Origin of the sequence: Pantoea sp. T14, from assembly GCF_036663535.1 — a bacterium.
GTDB lineage: Bacteria > Pseudomonadota > Gammaproteobacteria > Enterobacterales > Enterobacteriaceae > Pantoea > Pantoea phytostimulans.
In genome coordinates this window covers 390,326-407,811 of the sequence record NZ_JAWUEB010000025.1, presented here as the reverse complement: position 1 = coordinate 407,811, position 17,486 = coordinate 390,326, and the positions used below count along the sequence as shown (strand labels likewise).

The 17,486-nt window shown below is 50.1% G+C and carries 17 protein-coding genes; 4 read left to right on the top strand and 13 right to left on the bottom strand.

Features of this window, described 5'->3' with window-relative positions:
• Positions 1-133: 133 nt before the first annotated feature.
• Positions 134-985, bottom strand: coding sequence for a helix-turn-helix transcriptional regulator (locus tag SC127_RS14740; protein WP_243079151.1), 852 nt, complete (start codon positions 983-985; stop codon positions 134-136).
• Between the two features lie 100 nt (positions 986-1,085).
• Here SC127_RS14740 and SC127_RS14735 point away from each other — a divergent pair, with 100 nt between their 5' ends.
• Positions 1,086-2,261, top strand: a complete 1,176-nt coding sequence (locus SC127_RS14735; protein WP_332627002.1) for a YbfB/YjiJ family MFS transporter — start codon at positions 1,086-1,088, stop codon at positions 2,259-2,261.
• Positions 2,262-2,341: 80 nt separating this feature from the next.
• Here SC127_RS14735 and SC127_RS14730 read toward each other — a convergent pair whose 3' ends face one another.
• The 6 genes from SC127_RS14730 to SC127_RS14705 form a co-directional block, all read right to left on the bottom strand.
• Positions 2,342-3,205 carry a PfkB family carbohydrate kinase gene (locus tag SC127_RS14730; RefSeq protein WP_243079153.1) on the bottom strand — a complete coding sequence of 288 codons (864 nt, stop codon included), beginning with the start codon at positions 3,203-3,205 and terminating at the stop codon, positions 2,342-2,344.
• Positions 3,206-3,207: 2 nt separating this feature from the next.
• A complete protein-coding gene (locus SC127_RS14725; RefSeq protein ID WP_215848674.1) occupies positions 3,208-4,065 on the bottom strand; it encodes a MurR/RpiR family transcriptional regulator in 858 nt (285 codons plus the stop codon).
• Entirely contained in the window at positions 4,065-5,036 is a 972-nt protein-coding gene (locus tag SC127_RS14720) for an ABC transporter permease (RefSeq protein WP_243079154.1), read from the bottom strand. Before SC127_RS14720 ends, SC127_RS14725 begins: the two co-directional genes overlap by 1 nt.
• 34 nt (positions 5,037-5,070) lie before the next feature.
• Positions 5,071-6,573 carry a sugar ABC transporter ATP-binding protein gene (locus SC127_RS14715; protein ID WP_243079155.1) on the bottom strand — a complete coding sequence of 501 codons (1,503 nt, stop codon included), beginning with the start codon at positions 6,571-6,573 and terminating at the stop codon, positions 5,071-5,073.
• A gap of 16 nt (positions 6,574-6,589) precedes the next feature.
• A complete protein-coding gene (locus SC127_RS14710) occupies positions 6,590-7,630 on the bottom strand; it encodes a sugar ABC transporter substrate-binding protein (RefSeq protein ID WP_215848671.1) in 1,041 nt (346 codons plus the stop codon).
• A 64-nt stretch (positions 7,631-7,694) separates the two neighbouring features.
• A complete protein-coding gene (locus SC127_RS14705) occupies positions 7,695-8,675 on the bottom strand; it encodes a TIM barrel protein (protein ID WP_243079157.1) in 981 nt (326 codons plus the stop codon).
• Between the two features lie 428 nt (positions 8,676-9,103).
• On the opposite strand from SC127_RS14705, the gene SC127_RS14700 reads away from it, so the two are divergent.
• Complete coding sequence (locus SC127_RS14700; protein WP_243079158.1) at positions 9,104-10,120, top strand: lipoate--protein ligase A; 1,017 nt, start codon at positions 9,104-9,106, stop codon at positions 10,118-10,120.
• 223 nt (positions 10,121-10,343) lie between these two features.
• Here SC127_RS14700 and SC127_RS14695 read toward each other — a convergent pair whose 3' ends face one another.
• The 6 genes from SC127_RS14695 to SC127_RS14670 form a co-directional block, all read right to left on the bottom strand.
• Positions 10,344-10,919: a TerD family protein gene (locus SC127_RS14695; protein ID WP_215848669.1), complete on the bottom strand. Its 576-nt coding sequence runs from the start codon at positions 10,917-10,919 to the stop codon at positions 10,344-10,346.
• A 79-nt stretch (positions 10,920-10,998) separates the two neighbouring features.
• Positions 10,999-11,577: a TerD family protein gene (locus tag SC127_RS14690; protein WP_215848668.1), complete on the bottom strand. Its 579-nt coding sequence runs from the start codon at positions 11,575-11,577 to the stop codon at positions 10,999-11,001.
• 58 nt (positions 11,578-11,635) lie between these two features.
• The gene (locus SC127_RS14685) at positions 11,636-12,679 is read right to left on the bottom strand and encodes a TerC/Alx family metal homeostasis membrane protein (RefSeq protein ID WP_215848667.1); all 1,044 of its coding nucleotides are present in this window, start codon (positions 12,677-12,679) and stop codon (positions 11,636-11,638) included.
• 34 nt (positions 12,680-12,713) lie between these two features.
• Entirely contained in the window at positions 12,714-13,169 is a 456-nt protein-coding gene (locus tag SC127_RS14680; protein WP_243079159.1) for a tellurite resistance TerB family protein, read from the bottom strand.
• A 16-nt stretch (positions 13,170-13,185) separates the two neighbouring features.
• The gene (locus SC127_RS14675; RefSeq protein WP_332627001.1) at positions 13,186-14,355 is read right to left on the bottom strand and encodes a TerD family protein; all 1,170 of its coding nucleotides are present in this window, start codon (positions 14,353-14,355) and stop codon (positions 13,186-13,188) included.
• The gene (locus SC127_RS14670; protein WP_243079426.1) at positions 14,355-14,939 is read right to left on the bottom strand and encodes a TerD family protein; all 585 of its coding nucleotides are present in this window, start codon (positions 14,937-14,939) and stop codon (positions 14,355-14,357) included. The genes SC127_RS14675 and SC127_RS14670 overlap by 1 nt, the downstream gene beginning before the upstream one ends.
• Before the next feature lie 307 nt (positions 14,940-15,246).
• Here SC127_RS14670 and SC127_RS14665 point away from each other — a divergent pair, with 307 nt between their 5' ends.
• Together SC127_RS14665 and SC127_RS14660 are read left to right on the top strand one after the other, a co-directional pair.
• Positions 15,247-16,347 (top strand): ATP-grasp domain-containing protein, encoded by a 1,101-nt coding sequence (locus SC127_RS14665; RefSeq protein WP_332627000.1) that lies wholly within the window; start codon positions 15,247-15,249, stop codon positions 16,345-16,347.
• The gene (locus SC127_RS14660; protein ID WP_409076215.1) at positions 16,347-17,483 is read left to right on the top strand and encodes a phosphoribosyltransferase domain-containing protein; all 1,137 of its coding nucleotides are present in this window, start codon (positions 16,347-16,349) and stop codon (positions 17,481-17,483) included. Before SC127_RS14665 ends, SC127_RS14660 begins: the two co-directional genes overlap by 1 nt.
• Positions 17,484-17,486: the final 3 nt, after the last annotated feature.

Below are 17,486 nucleotides of genomic sequence, written 5' to 3'. Positions count from 1 at the left end.
AGCATCGGGCTATACGAAGCACAACGGCCCGGTCTGGCAGGACGCCAGCAACGTTAACTCTCTGCCGGCGTCTTCGGTGCGCCTGGGCACGCTGAACAGTAATCCGGCATTCTGAGAGCAATACACGTCGTTGTCAGGCGTTTTTACCCGCTGGTTTATGATCTTCAAGATAGAAAATAAGATAGATTCCCGGTGAGTTTTCGACTTCTAACGAGGTATAGGTGTAACGAGAAATACTGCCTTTATCATCAATGATGGCTTTATTACCGGCACCAATGCGGCTTACATCGTGGAAATCCCACATTTCACGAAATTCATCACTTTTCTCAATCAGCTCTGTGATTATCGACTCGAAGTTTTCCGTAAAGCGCTCTGCGACTTGATAGGCTCTGAAAGCCGCAATGGTGTGTCTGGCGGCCTTTTCCCATTCAAAAATCTTTTTACGGTACGCATCGCTAAGGAACATCAGTTTCAGTGAATTTCTCTCGGCAGGCGCAATTAAAGACCAGTCAAAAATCTGGGTTGCCGCTGCGCGGTTCCAGTAAAGGATATCCATGTTCGCACGCCGGACAAAGGCAGGGTGCGGATGAAGGGCATCCACCATAGCGATCACTTCAGGTGAAAGTTCAGCGTTATCCTCATTAGATGCCCCGCCACCGAAGACAATGGCATTGAGGTATTGCTGTTCAATCATCGTCAGTTGAAGCACTTTACCAATACGCTTGAGAGCCGCAGGCGAAATGCTGATATCTCTTCCCTGTTCAAGCCATGTATACCAACTGACGCTCACTGCCGCCAGCTGTGCGACTTCCTCTCTTCGCAACCCGTCAACACGTCGATTCTGCGCGCTGAACCCGAAATCAGCCGGATTCAATTTCGCCCGGTGTCTGACGAGAAAATTTTTGATATCTGCGTTTCTTGACATGCTCACTCCTGGGTATGACCTGAAGTCATAGGATAACCCGCCCTCTTTTTCGCCAGGCATACAGCTTTTATGATGCCGCAAACTTTGCTGATAAGTCCCGTTTTCAACACGCTAAATTCGTTTTTTATCAATGCCGTTAGACAATCTACTGGAAAATAAAATGAGTACGAGCAGCACCAGCAGTATTAAAACCATGCTTACTGGCCTTCTGACACTGGTCACTGTGATGGGAATTGGGCGATTTTCTCTAACACCGCAAATCCCGGTGATGATGAATGATGGTTATCTGACACTTTCGAGTGCGGGGATCCTGGCTGCCATGAATTACATCGGTTATTTGGCGGGAGCGATTCATGTCAGTCGTATTAAGCACAGCCATGCGCAATATCTAAAGGCGGGTATCATGGCGACGGTGCTGGTTACGCTACTTTCTGGCACCACCGGTTCGTTTGCGATTCAGTGCTTGTTCCGCCTGATTGCCGGTGTCGGTGGCGCATGGGCGCTGATCATCGTGACCGCATGGACGCAAATGACGCTGGCTGGCAATAATGCACCTCGCCTCTCTGCCGCGGTATTCACCGGCCCCGGCGTGGGTATCATGTTATCCGGGATATTGGCCTGGTTGATGGCAACGTATCATTTTCACTCCTCCGCCTCTTGGTATGTCTATGGTGCGGTCGCGCTGATCGTGAGCTTACTTATTAGCCGGAATCTTCCCGCTGAATTTGGTCCCGCTAAATCGCAGGTCGCGCGCCATGAACCTATCAGTGCCGATTTGAAAAAGTTGGTGGTGATCTACGCTCTGGCCGGCTTTGGTTACATTTTGCCAGCAACGTTTTTGTCTCAGATGGCGCATAGCGCCTTTCCTGACGGCAATCAGGCGGCCTTTTTCTGGCCGCTATTTGGCTTGTCTGCGGTTGCAGGCGTTGCGCTGATTATTCTTTTTTCAGCGCGATATAATACGCAAGTCAGTTTAGCGACAGCGATGATTTTGCAGGGACTAGGCGTGGCCGCAGCGGTTGTCGTGCATAACGCGGCGGGCTTGCTGATTTCAACGATTTTGACCGGATTGGGATTTCTGTCGATTATGCAGCTGACGATGCGCTTTGCGCGTGAAATATCATCAGGATCCGTGGCCAAAACCGTCGGAATTTTAACCTCGGGCTACGCCACCGGGCAGCTGGTCGGCCCGTTGGTTTCATCAGCAAGCGTTGCGCTCTTTGGTTCTTTAAACGAGGCGATTGTACTTGCGGCGCTTTGCCTGATTGCGGGCGGATGTAGCGTGATGTTGCTGATCAGGAATCCTCAGCCGCTCGCAGCGCAGGGTCAGCGCTAAGGGTCTGTGTTAAAAAAAGAAGCCGCTGTTCACATTCGCGAGCGGCGGCTTTGTTATCTGTTCTGTCATCGGTTAAGGGTTCAGGCCATTTTCTGTGAAACGTGCAGCGCCGCAGCATCATTGGCTTTAGCGACGGCATGGGCCAGATTGCTGTCGAGGCTCAACGCCTGACACAACACGCCCATAAAGCAGTCTCCCGCACCGTGCGTGCTCACTAAAGTAATCTTTTTGGCTGGCAAACTGTGGCTGGCTTGCCCCGCCTCAATAAAGGCCACGCCATGTTCACCCGCAGTAACCACCACGCTGGAAAAACGCGTAGCGAGCGTTTCCGCTGCGAGCACGGCTGAAGCCAAATCATGCACGGTCACATTGCTCATATCACGCGCTTCAATGGCATTCACCACCAGCAGATCAATGCAGCCCTCAAGCTCAGGTGTGAGTAAGCGTGCAGGTGCCGCGTTAATGCAAACCGGGATATTGCGCTGCTTTGCTGCACGTGCAGCGTGTAAGTTGACCGCTTCGGGAACCTCATTTTGCAGCACCAACATCGTTACATCTTGCCAAAAGGCCTCGTTGTCGAAGGTTTCTGCCGCGATGTGCTGATTGGCATTCGACACGACGACCGCGCCGTAATCACCTTCGGCGTCGGTGATCGCCACGCTCATGCCTGAAGGAATATCGTTAATCACGGCGACAGCATCGGTGTTAACGCCCGCCTGCCGTAATACATTGAGCAAATATTTTCCCTGCTCATCTGCACCGACCGCACCCGCAAAAGCGACGTCTGCTCCTGCTCTGGCGGCAGATACCGCCTGATTCCCACCTTTACCGCCAAACTTATAGCGGCAAGCGCTGCCCATTACGGTTTCGCCTTTTTCCGGGCGATGATGGGCATCCAGCATAATGTCGTAATGCAGGCTGCCGGTGACAACAATTTTACTCATGGTTAGAATTCCCGAAGGTCCTGAACCGCATGCTGTGTTTTCATCAGGTTTCTCTCCGCTCGCTTGAGATCTTTTTTAGCGATGGCCACAAACAGTGCATCCAGAATATTAAGCTGGGCAATGCGTGACGCGGCATTTTCACCTAACAGATGCGATCCCTGAGAGGTTGAATTGAGCACGACATGCGCGTGGCGCGCAATGGGCGACTCGGCGTAATTGGTTAAGGCAATCACTTTGGCACCATTACGCATGGCCAGTTTCACGGGATCATTTACCGCGCGCGTGGCACCCGAGTGACTAATGGCGATGACAACATCATCGTCAGATAACACGGCAGCGGACATCAACATAATATGGGCGTCATCGTAGGCCGTCGATTTAATGCCAATCTTAAGCATCTTATGCGATAAATCTCGGGCTACCGTGGCAGAACCGCCCACGGCATATAAATCGATGTGACGCGCTTTAAATATAATATCCGCCGCACGGTTGAATTCAGAAATATCAAGAATCGACATGGTTTCTTCGATTGCCTGAATAGACGTTCTGAATACTTTTGCCAGCAATTGCTCCGAAGAATCATCAGGCTCAATTTCAGCATGCAATCCTGCCACTTCAGATTCGTTGTAATAAACCAAACTGCTTCTGAAGTTTCTAAAACCGGTGAAGTTAAGTTTTTTAGTAATCTTAACAATCATCGCTTCCGAGACATTATTTTCCTGCGCGATCTCTTTTAAAGATGTTTGCTCAGTAATGTCAGTTCGGGCAGTAATTGCCTCAACCACTCGTCGTTCTAAGGGCGTGAGTTGGGGCAAACGCATACGGATTTGAGCACCAATGGCTCGCGGATCTTGCTTCATTATTTGCCTCGGGTCGCTCGGTCAATCAACATCGCTATGATAATAATAAGGCCAGTCGCGAGCAATTGGTAAAAGGCCTGAATATTTAGCAGAGTCAATCCATTACGTAACGCACCCAAAATAATGACGCCGATGATGGTGCCAAACACACTGCCTTTGCCGCCCATCAAAGATGCGCCACCAATGGCCGCAGCGGCAATCGCATCCAATTCCCATAAATTACCAATCGTTGGTTCGGCTGCGCCTAAACGTCCAATTAGAATCAGCGAGGCCAACGAAGCCAGCACGCCAGAGATAATATACACCGTGACTTTGGTGCGTTTAACCGGCACACCCGCAACACGCGCCGCTTCTTCATTGCCACCAATTGCCAGAATATATTCACCCAGCGGGGTTTTGTTCATCACGGTCCACAGCACCAGCGCAATCACCGCAACAATCACAATCGGCGTCGGCACACCCAACAGCGTACTGTTGATAATGCTACGAAATTCCATCGGAATGCCGAAAATCGGGCTGCCGCCGGTATAAATCAAGGCGATAGCACGGAACAGTGACAAGCCGCCTAATGTTACGATAAAAGGCTGCAAACCGGCGTAAGCGATCAGTGTGCCGCTAAAGATCCCGCAGATTGCACCAATTCCCAAGGTGGCCATAACGGCCAGCGGCACCGGCACGCCTGCTACCATCAAGGTTGCGCCTAATACGGCAGAAAGTGCTGCCGTTGGCCCGACGGATAAGTCGATTCCGCCCGAAATAATCACCAGCGTCATGCCCAATGCAATTAAGGCGTTGATCGAGGATTGTTGTAAAATATTGAGCAAGTTTGGCACCGTAAAAAATACCGGTGACAAAAATGAGAACGTAACAATAATAATTAATAATCCAATCAAGGTACCGGCATCGCGCACATTAAACTTAAACAGCGACGATGAGTGCGGAACAGCCCGGTTATTTGTTTGTGTCATCATGTTCATGGCCTTTAAATAAATGCAGGTGAAAAACTCAGGCAGTTTGGTCTACATCTTTAATCGCAAAACGGGCAATGTTATCTTCCGTTATTGCATCACCCTGTAATTCTTTCGTGATTTTCCCTTCTCTCATCACCAGAACGCGGTCAGAAATACGGATGATTTCGGTCATTTCCGAGGAAACAACAACTATCGCCTTACCCGCTTTCGCCAGCTTCTCAATCAGGTTATAGATTTCGGACTTGGCACCAATATCAATTCCCCGGGTGGGTTCATCAAATAAAAAGACTTTTGCATCGGCGGCGACCCACCGTCCAATAATCACTTTTTGCTGGTTGCCGCCACTGAGCGTACCGATGGTTTTTTCAATATCCATAGGACGCAGTTTCAGATCATTCATGACCTCATGCGCCACACGGTTCAGTTTGCTTTTATTAATCAGGCCCGCCAGCGTGAAATTACCCATTGACGGTAACGCCATATTCATTTTTACGGCGCGCTCTTTGATGATGCCCTCTTTCTTACGATCTTCAGGTACTAATCCAATACCCGCTTTGATGGCGGCACTGACGTTGTGATTGCGCACCGCATTGCCATTCACCAGCACGCTGCCGCTACTGCGCTTATCAATGCCGGCGATCAGCTTCAACAGTTCTGTACGGCCTGCGCCCACTAAACCGGCAATGCCAAGCACTTCACCCGCTTTAACGCTGAAGTTGGCCGACAAAACATCATGGCCGCGTGCCAGGTTCTCAACGCGCAACACTTCCTGATCGGTCACGTAGGAGTTGTGATCGAGCCTCTCAATCTTGCGTCCCACCATTTTGGCGACAATGCTCTCTTCATCTTCATCGCAAATATTCACCACGCCAACCTGCTTGCCATCACGCATGATGGTAGCGCGATCGCAGACTTTGAAAATCTCGTTCATCTTATGCGAGACGTAAATCAGCGACACGCCCATCGCTTTTAAATCGGCAATCAGCTCCGCCAGGCGATCAAACTCACGGGGTGTCAGGCTCGATGTCGGTTCATCCATCGCGATGATTTTGGCGTCATCCAGCATAGCGCGGGCAATTTCTACGATCTGCTGCTGCGATACCTTGAGATTTTTGATTGGCTCGTTGGGATCGATGCTCGGATCCAACTGCTTCAAAATCAGTTTGGCGCGCGCCAGCTGCGCTTTTTTATCAACCCATAAACCTTTTGCTTTGGTCAACGGGCGGCCAAGAAACATATTCTGGGCAACAGAGAGTTCTGGAACATGCTGTAACTCCTGATGAATCATGGCGATGCCAGCATGACGGGCGCTGAGTGGATTCTTCATTTGTACCGTTTGGCCGTTAACGCTGATCTCGCCACCGTCAGCCGCACGAACGCCAGAAAGAATATTCAGCAGCGTTGATTTCCCCGCGCCGTTTTCACCAATCAGTGCATGCACTTCACCGGGCTTTACAGAAAAATCCACATTTTGTAAAGCAGCAGCACTGCCATAGGTTTTGGTAATGCCGCGCATCATTAAGCGATACTGTTCCATACCCTCTCCGCCTGACTTATTGCTGGGCCAGAAGCTGGCGCAACGTGTTGTTATCTTTGGTCGAAAACGCCTCAACATTCTCTTTGGTGATCAGCGCCTGAGGCGTAGAAACAACGCGAGAGATTTTCTGACCGTTGATCAGACGAATCATGACGTCCATTGCCACTTCACCCGTTAATACCGGGAAGCTGTCGACGGTGCCGGTTAGCTCACCGCGTTTGATGGATGCATAGGCGTCTGAGATACCATCGGTACCAAATACCGCAACCTGCTCAGATTTGCTCAACGAACGCACGGCTTCCACTACGCCAAGCGCCATGGTGTCGTTGTTTGCGTAAAAACCAATCAGATCAGGATGCTGCTGCAAAATGGTGGACGCGGCGTTGTAAGCCTGCTCACGACTCCAGTTGGCGGGGACGCTGGCAACAATGTTGAATTTGCCATTAGCTTGTAGCGTTTCTTTGAAACCGCCGGTGCGCTGGCCAGCCGCATACACGCCCGGCTGCCCTTCAATCACCGCCACTTTGCCGCCTTGCGGATGGTGTTGAATAAACCACTTGGCCACGCGAACGCCGTTGTCTTTTTGCACGTTACCGACGTAGTGCTGTGCATTTGGCATCACGGCATCGTTGACGTTTATCACCGGAATATTTTTACTTTTGGCCGTTTCCAGAGCGGGTTCGAGGTTGATGTCTGTTTGCGGCGAAACCAGCAATCCATTGAAGCCCTGAGAAATCAGCGTTTCCGCAATGGATAACTGTCCCATCTGATCGTCTTCATTCGCGGCCGCCTGATACGCCACGGTAAATCCCTGTTTTTTGGCTTCGTTCTGATAACCCTGACCCAGCGAGCGCCAATATTCATTGGTCAGCGTTTTTGATACGCCACCAATTTTCAATGCCTTATCTGCTTTCGGCAGCGCGCCATATTTGCTTTCAAGTTGCGACCAGTCTGTGCGATCCGGTTCGGTGTCTGATTTTAAGGGTGCCAACTCAGCAGCATAAACTGTTGAGCAGAGCAGTGATGAGGCAAGTACAGAGAGTAATAATTTCTTCATTTTTCAGCCTTTTAGTCTCAGCATGTGGGGTACAACTTTTCTCTTTATGACGAGCAGAGCATTTTTATTTGGCGAACATAATGTCATTAACGATCTGTTGCGAGGCGACGGCATCCTGACGGCTGATAGCGTCTAGCAGCGCCGGGTTATCGTGCAGTTTTTCACACAGCTTCAGCAAATGAAGCACCGTGGTGATATTGGTTTCCGCTTCACGGATTGGATCCAGACCGCTGGCATCCGGGAAGGTGTCAAAGTAGTAAGCACCTTTATAACCATCGCGCTGCATCTGCCAGAGGAATTCCAGCGTGGCGCGTGGATTTACAGAACCCGCCATCAGGCCATCATCGCGTTTGCCCCAGCCATCGTTGAGATCCAGGCCTAACAGTCGTGAACGACGGGCAACCATCGCAGCGGCATAAGCAGGGATTTCATTAGCGAACAGCACGTGGGCGAAATCCAGGGTAATACCGAGATTCGGGCAGCCCGCTTCTTCCACCGCCAGCAAACAGGTGGTGGCATTCGGGAAGATACTGTAGGCGCGCGGCTCGTTGGGTTTGTATTCGATACTGACATCAACATCTGGCGCATATTCAGCGATTTCACGTACTGCGCTGACCGCGTCTTCCCAGATTTTTTTGTAATCCGCCTGGAAGCAGTAGTCGAAACCATCTTGCCCCATCCACAAGGTCATTAGCGTTGAGCCAAATTCACGTCCCGCATCAATGCCACGCTTGGTCAGTTCAATCGCTTCACGACGAATTGCCGGGTTCGGGTTAGTGAATGCACCAATTTTGAACTGCGGCGCATCCCAACGCATCTGCATGCCATTCACTGCCAGGCCTGCATCTTCGATTGCCTGTCGCATGGTTTTGATATCGGTGGTCATATGTTGCGGATAATTCAGGTCGAGATGTGTTAATCCTTTGACCTTACCGGCGCGAGCAATCATCTGCAGGACTGATGGCTTTCCCTGTAGGTCTGGCCAGTAAAGGTTTGCTCCAGAGGCAAACGAGTTAAGGCGTGTAGCAAATTTCAGTTCCGACATAAGGATTAACCCTTCAAAATTAGATTGTGATGTACTTTCCAAGTTCACGACATCTCGTGAAGTTATATAAAATCTACCTTTACCCAAATAATAAGCAAGCGTAATTATGTGCAGGTGTTGTTTTTTGGGATGTGCTTCACAAAGCGTGCAAGAGCAGCAGAAGCCCCGTTATTTCTGGCACACGAAAAGCGCAGCGGTACATGGCCGACCGTTTTTTAATCCAATGCAGTTAGCTGCGCGATTATTTTATGGAGGGTTTTCAGTCGATTTACTTCACAAACTTGCACCAAGTTGTTGAGCAGCGATCTCTTTTGAAAAATTATTCGCGGCCAAAAGGGGTGAAGCATGATAATGGCGGACGCTTGCGGCACGCCGGACTCATCCGTGCGTTCTGCAACACTTACTCTCTCAAGGAACTGGAGTGATATATGTCCACATTGCGTTTACTGTTATCGGAATCGAATGATCCCTGGTTCAACCTGGCCGTTGAAGAGTGCATATTCCGCCAGATGCCCGCGACGCAACGGGTTCTGTTTTTATGGCGAAATGCAGATACCGTGGTGATTGGTCGCGCGCAAAATCCGTGGAAAGAGTGCAACACCCGACGAATGGCGGAGGACAATATCAAACTAGCGCGTCGCAGCAGCGGCGGGGGCGCGGTGTTTCACGATTTGGGTAACTGCTGTTTTACTTTTATGGCGGGCAAGCCGGAGTACGATAAAAGCGTTTCTACCGCCATCATTTTGCGTGCTTTGACAACGCTGGGTGTGCCTGCGGAAGCCTCTGGTCGTAACGATTTAGTGGTTAACACACTGGATGGGATGCGTAAAATTTCAGGTTCTGCCTATCGTGAAACCCCCGATCGCGGTTTTCACCATGGCACAATTTTGATGAATGCCGATCTTTCGCGCCTGGCGGATTACCTTAATCCTGATATCAAAAAATTACAGGCCAAAGGCATCACCTCTGTGCGCTCTCGCGTAGCGAACCTTGAGGAGTTGGCGCCCGGCATCAGTTATGAACAGATCTGTTCCTCCATCATTGATGCCTATTTTGAACATTTTGGTGAGCAATGCGCACCCGAATATATTTCACCCGATGCATTGCCTGACTTGCCTGGTTTTGAACAGCAGTTCGCCAAACAAAGCAGCTGGGAATGGAATTTTGGCAACGCCCCGAACTTTTCTCATTTGTTAGATACGCGTTTTAGCTGGGGCGGCGTGGAAATTCACTTTGATGTGGAACGTGGGGTTGTCAGTCGGTGCCAGATATTTTCCGATAGCCTCAATCCTACGCCGCTTGAAACGCTGGCGGTGCGGCTACAAGGCGTGATGTATCGTCGAGACGCTTTATCCGAACAGATGCTGCAATTAAAAGCTGAGTTTCCTGAACAACACAATGAACTTGATCAGCTGGAAGCGTGGCTAATTGAAAGTGTGAGTTAAATCCTTACTCTTCACTGTTAGTACCTTTAAAAACAATAACATGCAGTTTTTTTGGAACGCAATGCTATGCGATTTATCAAAGGATTCTAAAAAATAGCTTCCCTTATAAACATAAAAAACCGGCCCTGAGGCCGGTTGTCTGTTTAACGCAGAATCCACTTTTGCAGGATGTAGATATAATAAAGCCCTGTCCTATTGGACAGGGCCTGATACAAAAGATGACTTAAACAGAGACACCGTGCTGTGATGCCAGTGCTGACAAGCCACCCGCAAAACCTTGACCAACCGCTTTAAATTTCCACTCACCGTTGTGGCGATAGAGTTCGCCAAACACCATTGCCGTTTCAGTGCTGGCGTCTTCAGAGAGGTCATAACGCGCGATTTCGGCGTTGTTGTCTTCGTTAACAATGCGGATATAGGCATTGGAAACCATACCGAAGTTCTGCTTACGCGTTTCTGCATCATAAATAGTGACGGCAAAAACCGCTTTCTTCACTTCTGCAGGGACGTTGTTCAGTGCAATTTTAACCTGCTCATCATCGCCTTCGCCTTCACCGGTGCGGTTGTCGCCTTGGTGCGCAACTGAGCCATCTGGGCTGGTCGCGTTGTTGAAGAACACGAAGTGTTGATCGGACAGTACTTTACCGTCATCACCGACCAGAAATACTGATGCATCGAGGTCGAATGCCTGTCCGTCAGTCACACGAGCATCCCAGCCAAGACCCGCGATCGCTTTGGTCATGGTTGGGGCTTCTTTGGACAGGTTAACGTTACCGCCTTTCGAGAGATTCACTGCCATTGTGTTATTCCTCTTTGCTTTTCACTTAGGCCCGGAGTCACTCTCCGGGCAGGATTTAACTGCTTAAAACACCCTAATGTTAGGATGCGTTAATACCATATTGAGCACAGACAGAAGCCAGACCACCGGCATAACCTTGGCCTACCGCGCGGAACTTCCAGTCACCGTTGTGGCGGTAAAGCTCACCAAACAGCATTGCGGTTTCGGTGCTCGCATCTTCAGACAGGTCATAGCGTGCGGCTTCAACGTTGGTGTCGTTATTGACCAAACGGATGAAGGCGTTAGCAACCTGACCAAAAGATTGACGGCGCGTGGTGGCGTCATGGATGGTCACAACAAACACGACTTTGGTCACTTCAGCCGGGACTTTATTCAGTTCGATGATCAGTGATTCGTCATCGCCGTCACCTTCACCGGTACGGTTGTCGCCGGTGTGGGTCACTGAGCCGTCAGAAGAACGTAAGTTGTTATAGAAAATGAAGTCCTGATCGCCGCGGACTTTGCCCGCATCAGTTAACAGGAATGCGGAAGCATCAAGGTCGAAATCCTGACCATCAGTGGAACGGGTATCCCAGCCGAGGCCGATTTTCACGTTTTTCAGTGAAGGATCGACTTTTGCCAGAGAGACGTTTCCGCCTTTAGAGAGAGTCACTGCCATGTTGTTTTCCTCATCAATTCATTGTGCATACTGCGTATGCTTCTGTTAGAGGCGCGACTTACTCGCGCCCTTCTTCTTTCTCTTCTTCTTTTCCTGGGAAAAGCAGACTTGCAATGATACCCAACGCCAGTACGCCCATGACGACATACAGACTGGCGGTTGCGCCGATCGAATAGCCGTGATGGAAGAAGTGTTCTGTTGCATTCAAGCCCAGTTTCACTGCAATAAAGAACAGCAGAACAATAACGGCTTTTTCCAAATGCACCAGATACTGCTTCAGGCCTTCAAGCACGAAGTACAGGGTACGAAGCCCCAGAATGGCGAACATCATCGCACTGTAAACAATCAGTGGCTCACGGCTTACCGCGATCACCGCCGGTACCGAGTCGAAAGCAAACATAACATCTGAAAGTTCAACGACAGCCAGACACAACAGCATTGGTGTTGCATAACGGGCTGCTTTGGCCACACGACCTATTTGAACATCTGCGTTCTCAGGTTTTGCCAGCTCTTCATCCACTTCCTTCTGGCTTATGACAAACGCATTGCCTTTGAGTTTCGGCCAGATAGGATAAAAACGTTTCACCATACGGTAGGCGAGGTGCTGAGAGTAATCTTCGATCTCATCATCGTTACCGCCACCTTTAAGCATCATTACTGCTGTCCAGCCTACAATGATGGCAAACACAACTTCCACCCACGGGCCTAACGCCAGCAGACCGGTACCGATGGCAACGAACACGCCACGGAAGACGATTGCACCGATGATGCCCCAATAAAGCACGCGATGGCGGTAGCGATCGGGGATAGCAAACCAGGAGAAGATAGCCATCATCACGAACAGGTTATCAACGGACAGCACCTTCTCAAGGGCGTAACCGGTAACAAACAGGCTAGCGACTTCGGGGCCGTGATGAATGTACAGGAAGCCCGCAAAGGCCAGCGCCATAAATATCCAGAAAACAGACCATGCGGCCGCGCTTTTCAATGAGATTGGCTTGTCATGACGGTGCATGAACAGGTCAATAAAAATGGCACCGACAGACAACAGCAGGAATACTGCTACCGTCTCAATCGGAAAGCCAATGTGGGTGGATTGCATGCATTTAACTCCAGGGATTGAAAATCAGTAACCGTTACAGACCAAATTCGCTGGTCTTGAAGCCCAGGGCTTCAATGATTTCGCGCGCGTTGGTTTTTTCGGTTTCATCAAAGTCGCCATCGCTTTTAGCCACAGCAATGCCCACGCGGACAGCAAGTTGCGCCTGCTCGGGCTTGTTTTTTAACGCAAGGATGTACTTCATGGTTTCGCCTTTGCCAATTTCGATATCGAAACTGAAAGAGGTAACCAGCTTGTTGAAAAAGTCGATGACTTCCGTGGTATCGAAGATGCTCAGCTCTGGCGACTCACGCAGGAAACCGATCATTTTCTGTTTTTCTTCCGGGCTGACGCCGTCGCTTGCTATCGCAATTCGGGCACATACGGCTACCGTACCTTCAAGGAAAGCGCGGTTCTTATAGCGGCCAACCTGCTTGGTCAGTTCGGCGCGGCCAGAATTAAAACTCTCTTTCAGCTTGTTGAAAAAGCTCATTAAAATACCCTCTTAGTTACTTAGAGCCTGACTTCCAGCGGAATCCCCAGCCGAAAGCCTGATCCATATCCTGATGACCACCAAAATAGCGATTGATGCGTTCAACGCGGATTGCACCAGATTCGTTGACCAGGCGCGCAATGGCGCACATGGTTTGGCGATTATTGCCTTCGGTCAGCAACGTCTCGATAGGTGGCTGGCCAGGCACATGCATCGTGACGATGCCATCTGTGTTTTCCCAGCTTGGTACACCTTCAAAAATAAAGGCGAACACCAACACCTCACGCACGTTTTTCCACTCAGCGCCGTTGATGTGGATCCATTCACCGTCGCTGACAGCACCGGTGCGATCGTCACCCTGCAATTTTACATAGGGCGAACCGTCTAAATTGCCAAAGTTATTACCCAGCGCCTGAATAATGGTGCGCTGCCCATCGGCAAGTTCAACATAGGCGGCAAGATCGAGATCGATGCCTTTATTGTTATTGAACACGCCGCTGAAAAAGCCTTTTTTGCTGGGCTCGCTGGAGCGTTTATTCCAGTTCAGGTTGATGCGGATCAGACCGTAATCATCTTTCTTTTTCAGGCTGATGGCGGGCTTTTCTTTAGTCAGGCTGACTTTGCTCAGATTCACCGCTGGTGCTGGTGCTGGCGCTGGCGCTGGCGTAGGAGCCTGAGCCGGTGATGCCTCATCAGCCACATCAATACCAAAGTGCTCAGCAAGCGGTTGCAGACCTCCGTTGAAGCCTTGCGAAACGAAGCGGAATTTCCATTCGTTGTTACGGCGATAAAGCTCACCCAAAATCAATGCGGCTTCGCTACGTCCCGCAACATCGACGTCGCAGGTCAGCAAGACATTGCCGACTGATTCGACCTGAATCGTGAGACGCTGAAGTTGTGCGACAGTTTTACCTGCCTCACACGTCACCGTAAAAGCGACTTTTTGCACGTCCTGACGCAGCTGGGGCACGTTCACCGTGAACATGGTTTCGTTACCAGAAGAGGAGAGACGAATGGTTTTATCGTCATTCTCACGCTGGCCATAAAAAACCATATCCGCATCACCGCGTACTTTTCCGTTTTCGTGAAGTCGGAATGATGAAACATCGACCGGTATGCCGGAAGAGACACGAACCACCAGCGATTGATTAGGAACGGGGGCATTGCCCCCTGGCGTCAGGTTCATTAGCAACCTACCGCGGCTTTGATGTCGGGGATCATGTCGTTAATGGTGCTGCCACGGGAGATGTTTCCGTGTGCAGTGAAATTCCACTCTCCGCCGCTGCGGCGTAGAGACGCGATCACTACAGCTGTATGTGAGCCTTGCTCAGCCAGTTTGTAGCGGGCAAGTTCTTTACCTTGCTGATCGACCACGCGACAGAATGCATTATCAACATCTTTGAAGGTCTGACCGGTAAAGCTGTTAACGGTCAATACCAGATGTTCAACGTTAGACGGCAAGCGAGAGAGATCCGCGCTGATGACTTCGTCATCGCCATCGCCTTCACCGGTGCGGTTGTCACCACTGTGGCGGATGGAACCCTCTTTTGAACTCAGTTGGCGAAACCAGACGGTGTCCAGAACGTTACCGGCGCTGTCGAGAAGAATGCAGCTTGCGTCAAGATCGATGCTTGAGCTGTTTCCACCCAGAAGCCCACCCAGAAATCCCTTTTTCTTGGCAGGATCCCAGCCGAGGCCGAACTGAATTTGGGAAATTGCGCTGCTGGATTTAGCCAGCGAAATCGTCTGATTCTTACTTAAAGATACCATCATATCTCCTTACTGATTGGTGTTTTGCTGCAGTAAAAAAAGGCGATCAATTTGAAAGCCCGGCAATCATAACATGAGATTTTTCCCTACAACATAAAAATCATCGTATGATATTGTAAAGTTATTATTTACATGTTTTTAAAGACAAATAATCAAAATTACCTTTTTGAATTACAAAAAATACTATACCAAAACAGAGCCTGTTCAAATTATAGTCAATAATATCATGTTATGATTGAATTATTTTAAGCGGGTGCTTACACTGCATTTTCTCGTCCTCCGGCAAACTTTTCAGGGCTCAAAAAAAATGGTCAAAACCAAATCCGTATGGTTTATGGAAGGCGTGTCTTCGCAAAAAGATATCTTGAATGCAGTGAGTGAAATGCGTGCGGCAGGTGGATATAACTTTGTCACGGTAGCTTCGCATCGATCTCACCGCCCGGAAATACTCTCTGAAGCTGACCATGCTTACATTGAGCCAGAGAATCCCGACGCGCTGATCCCGTTCATGAAAGCGGTGATCGAGAAACACAACGTTGTTGCCATTCATGCGGGCAAACGCGGCGCGCTGTATGAAGGGTTGCGACAGGAAATCGAAGCGTTGGGCGTGCGTTTAATCACCGGTGCCAGTCATCCAGCAACCTTTTTACTGGCCGATGATAAAGCTGCGTTCAGTGAGCAGATGCTCGCGCAAGGCCTTGCTGCTGTGCCTTCAGAGGTTGTCGCGTCATCTGAAGAAGTTTTGGCAGCCCTTTCCCGTTTGGAACACGCGGGTAAGCTTCCCTGTATTAAACCCGTAAGGGGTATATACGGCATGGGGTTCTGGATCCTTAAGAAAACCGCGCCAATTATGCAGATTTTAAATCACCCGGATTCACGCATCGTTCATCCTTCGGTCTTGATCAATACGTTGAAAATGGCCGAAGCCGCAGGTGAAAGCCTGCCGAAGCAAATCGTTATGCCTTTCCTCTCTTCACCCGAATGTTCAGTGGACATGCTGGTTGAGAAGGGAAACGTACTTTTGGCCGTATCACGCAGTAAAAGTGGATCGGTTCAGACGCTGGAAAACAGCGGCGCGGCTTTTGACCTTGCTTGCCAATGTGCGCAGACCATGAAAGCAGATGGACTTATCAATGTTCAGACGCGAACCAATGACAGCGGTGAACCTGTCTTGCTTGAGGCTAACCTGCGCCCTTCGGGGGGAATTGGCTTCACGCTTCATTCTGGGGTGAATCTTCCCGGTATTTTTGCGTTACGTCAGCTCGATCTTATCAATGAGCACGACATTGCTGTTCACGCAACCCGCTTCACCCGCGTTCAGGTTACACCGACCCATGCTGTTAAGCCGATTCCGGCCTGCACGGTCAACATCATTCATGAGATTTCGGCGAAAACTGAGAGCATATAATAATGACTAATAATCCTCCCCAAACCGCTGGATTTGAAATGGCTGGCGGCACGCTGTCTGTTGTCACCCATGACACACTTCCGCTCACGTCACTCTTTGGCGTAGCGGAGCGTAAAAACCCTAAGCGGGCCTTTCTCTTTGTAAGCAAAGTGCTGGGTCGTCATATCCCGATTGCCCCTGCGACCATGCGCCAAACCTATTGCCAGTTAGCCGCACAGATTCCGCAGGATTTACCCGAGCCAGTGCTCTTTATTGGGATGGCTGAAACCGCGGTTGGCCTTGCCGCAGGCGTTTTCCAGGAAGCCAAAAAGCAACTGGCTCAACCGGTCTTTCTTACCAGCACGCGCCACCCAGTGTCAGGTGAACTGCTTTGTGAATTCAAAGAGAATCACAGCCACGCAACGGATCACCTGATCTATCAACCAGAAGATGCTGAACTGCGCAGCCGGGCGCTTAATGCCCGAACACTGGTGCTTGTTGATGACGAAGCGACAACCGGTAACACCTTCCTCAACCTTTTGCAGGCCTTGCGTGAAGCTGGCCTTGATGAAGTTGAACGGGTGGTGACGGTGACGATAACCGACTGGAGCAACGGTGACATTGCGAACCGTAGCCCTTTGCCCGTCGATGAAGTCGCCTTGGTTAAAGGTCGCTGGAGTTGGACCCCGCGCCCTGACGCGCCTGTTCCGGTCATGCCTTCTGTCAATGTCACCGCATCAGGTACTTCTCGCCTTTCTCCGTATCAGGATTGGGGCCGTCTCGGTATGGATGAAACCGAATGCCGTATTGGTACCCATATTGTGGCTGAACCAGGTGAAAAAGTGCTGGTGTTGGGATCGGGTGAGTTTGTCTGGCAACCCTTTCTGCTGGCAGAGAGACTTGAGCAGCAGGGTTCAGATGTCCGCTTCAGTTCGCTAACGCGTTCTCCGATTGCAACGGGAATGGCTATCGAGTCCGTGATCGCCTTCAGTGATAATTATGGGCTTGGCATTCCTAATTACGTCTACAACGTGGCTCATCAAAAATTTGATCGCATTATTGTCTGTGTTGAAACCCCGGCTGAAACGGTTTGCCCTGCGCTGCTTAAGCAGCTCGCAAACGTTGCACCACACGTTGAGGTGCTGACTTATGAATAAGCC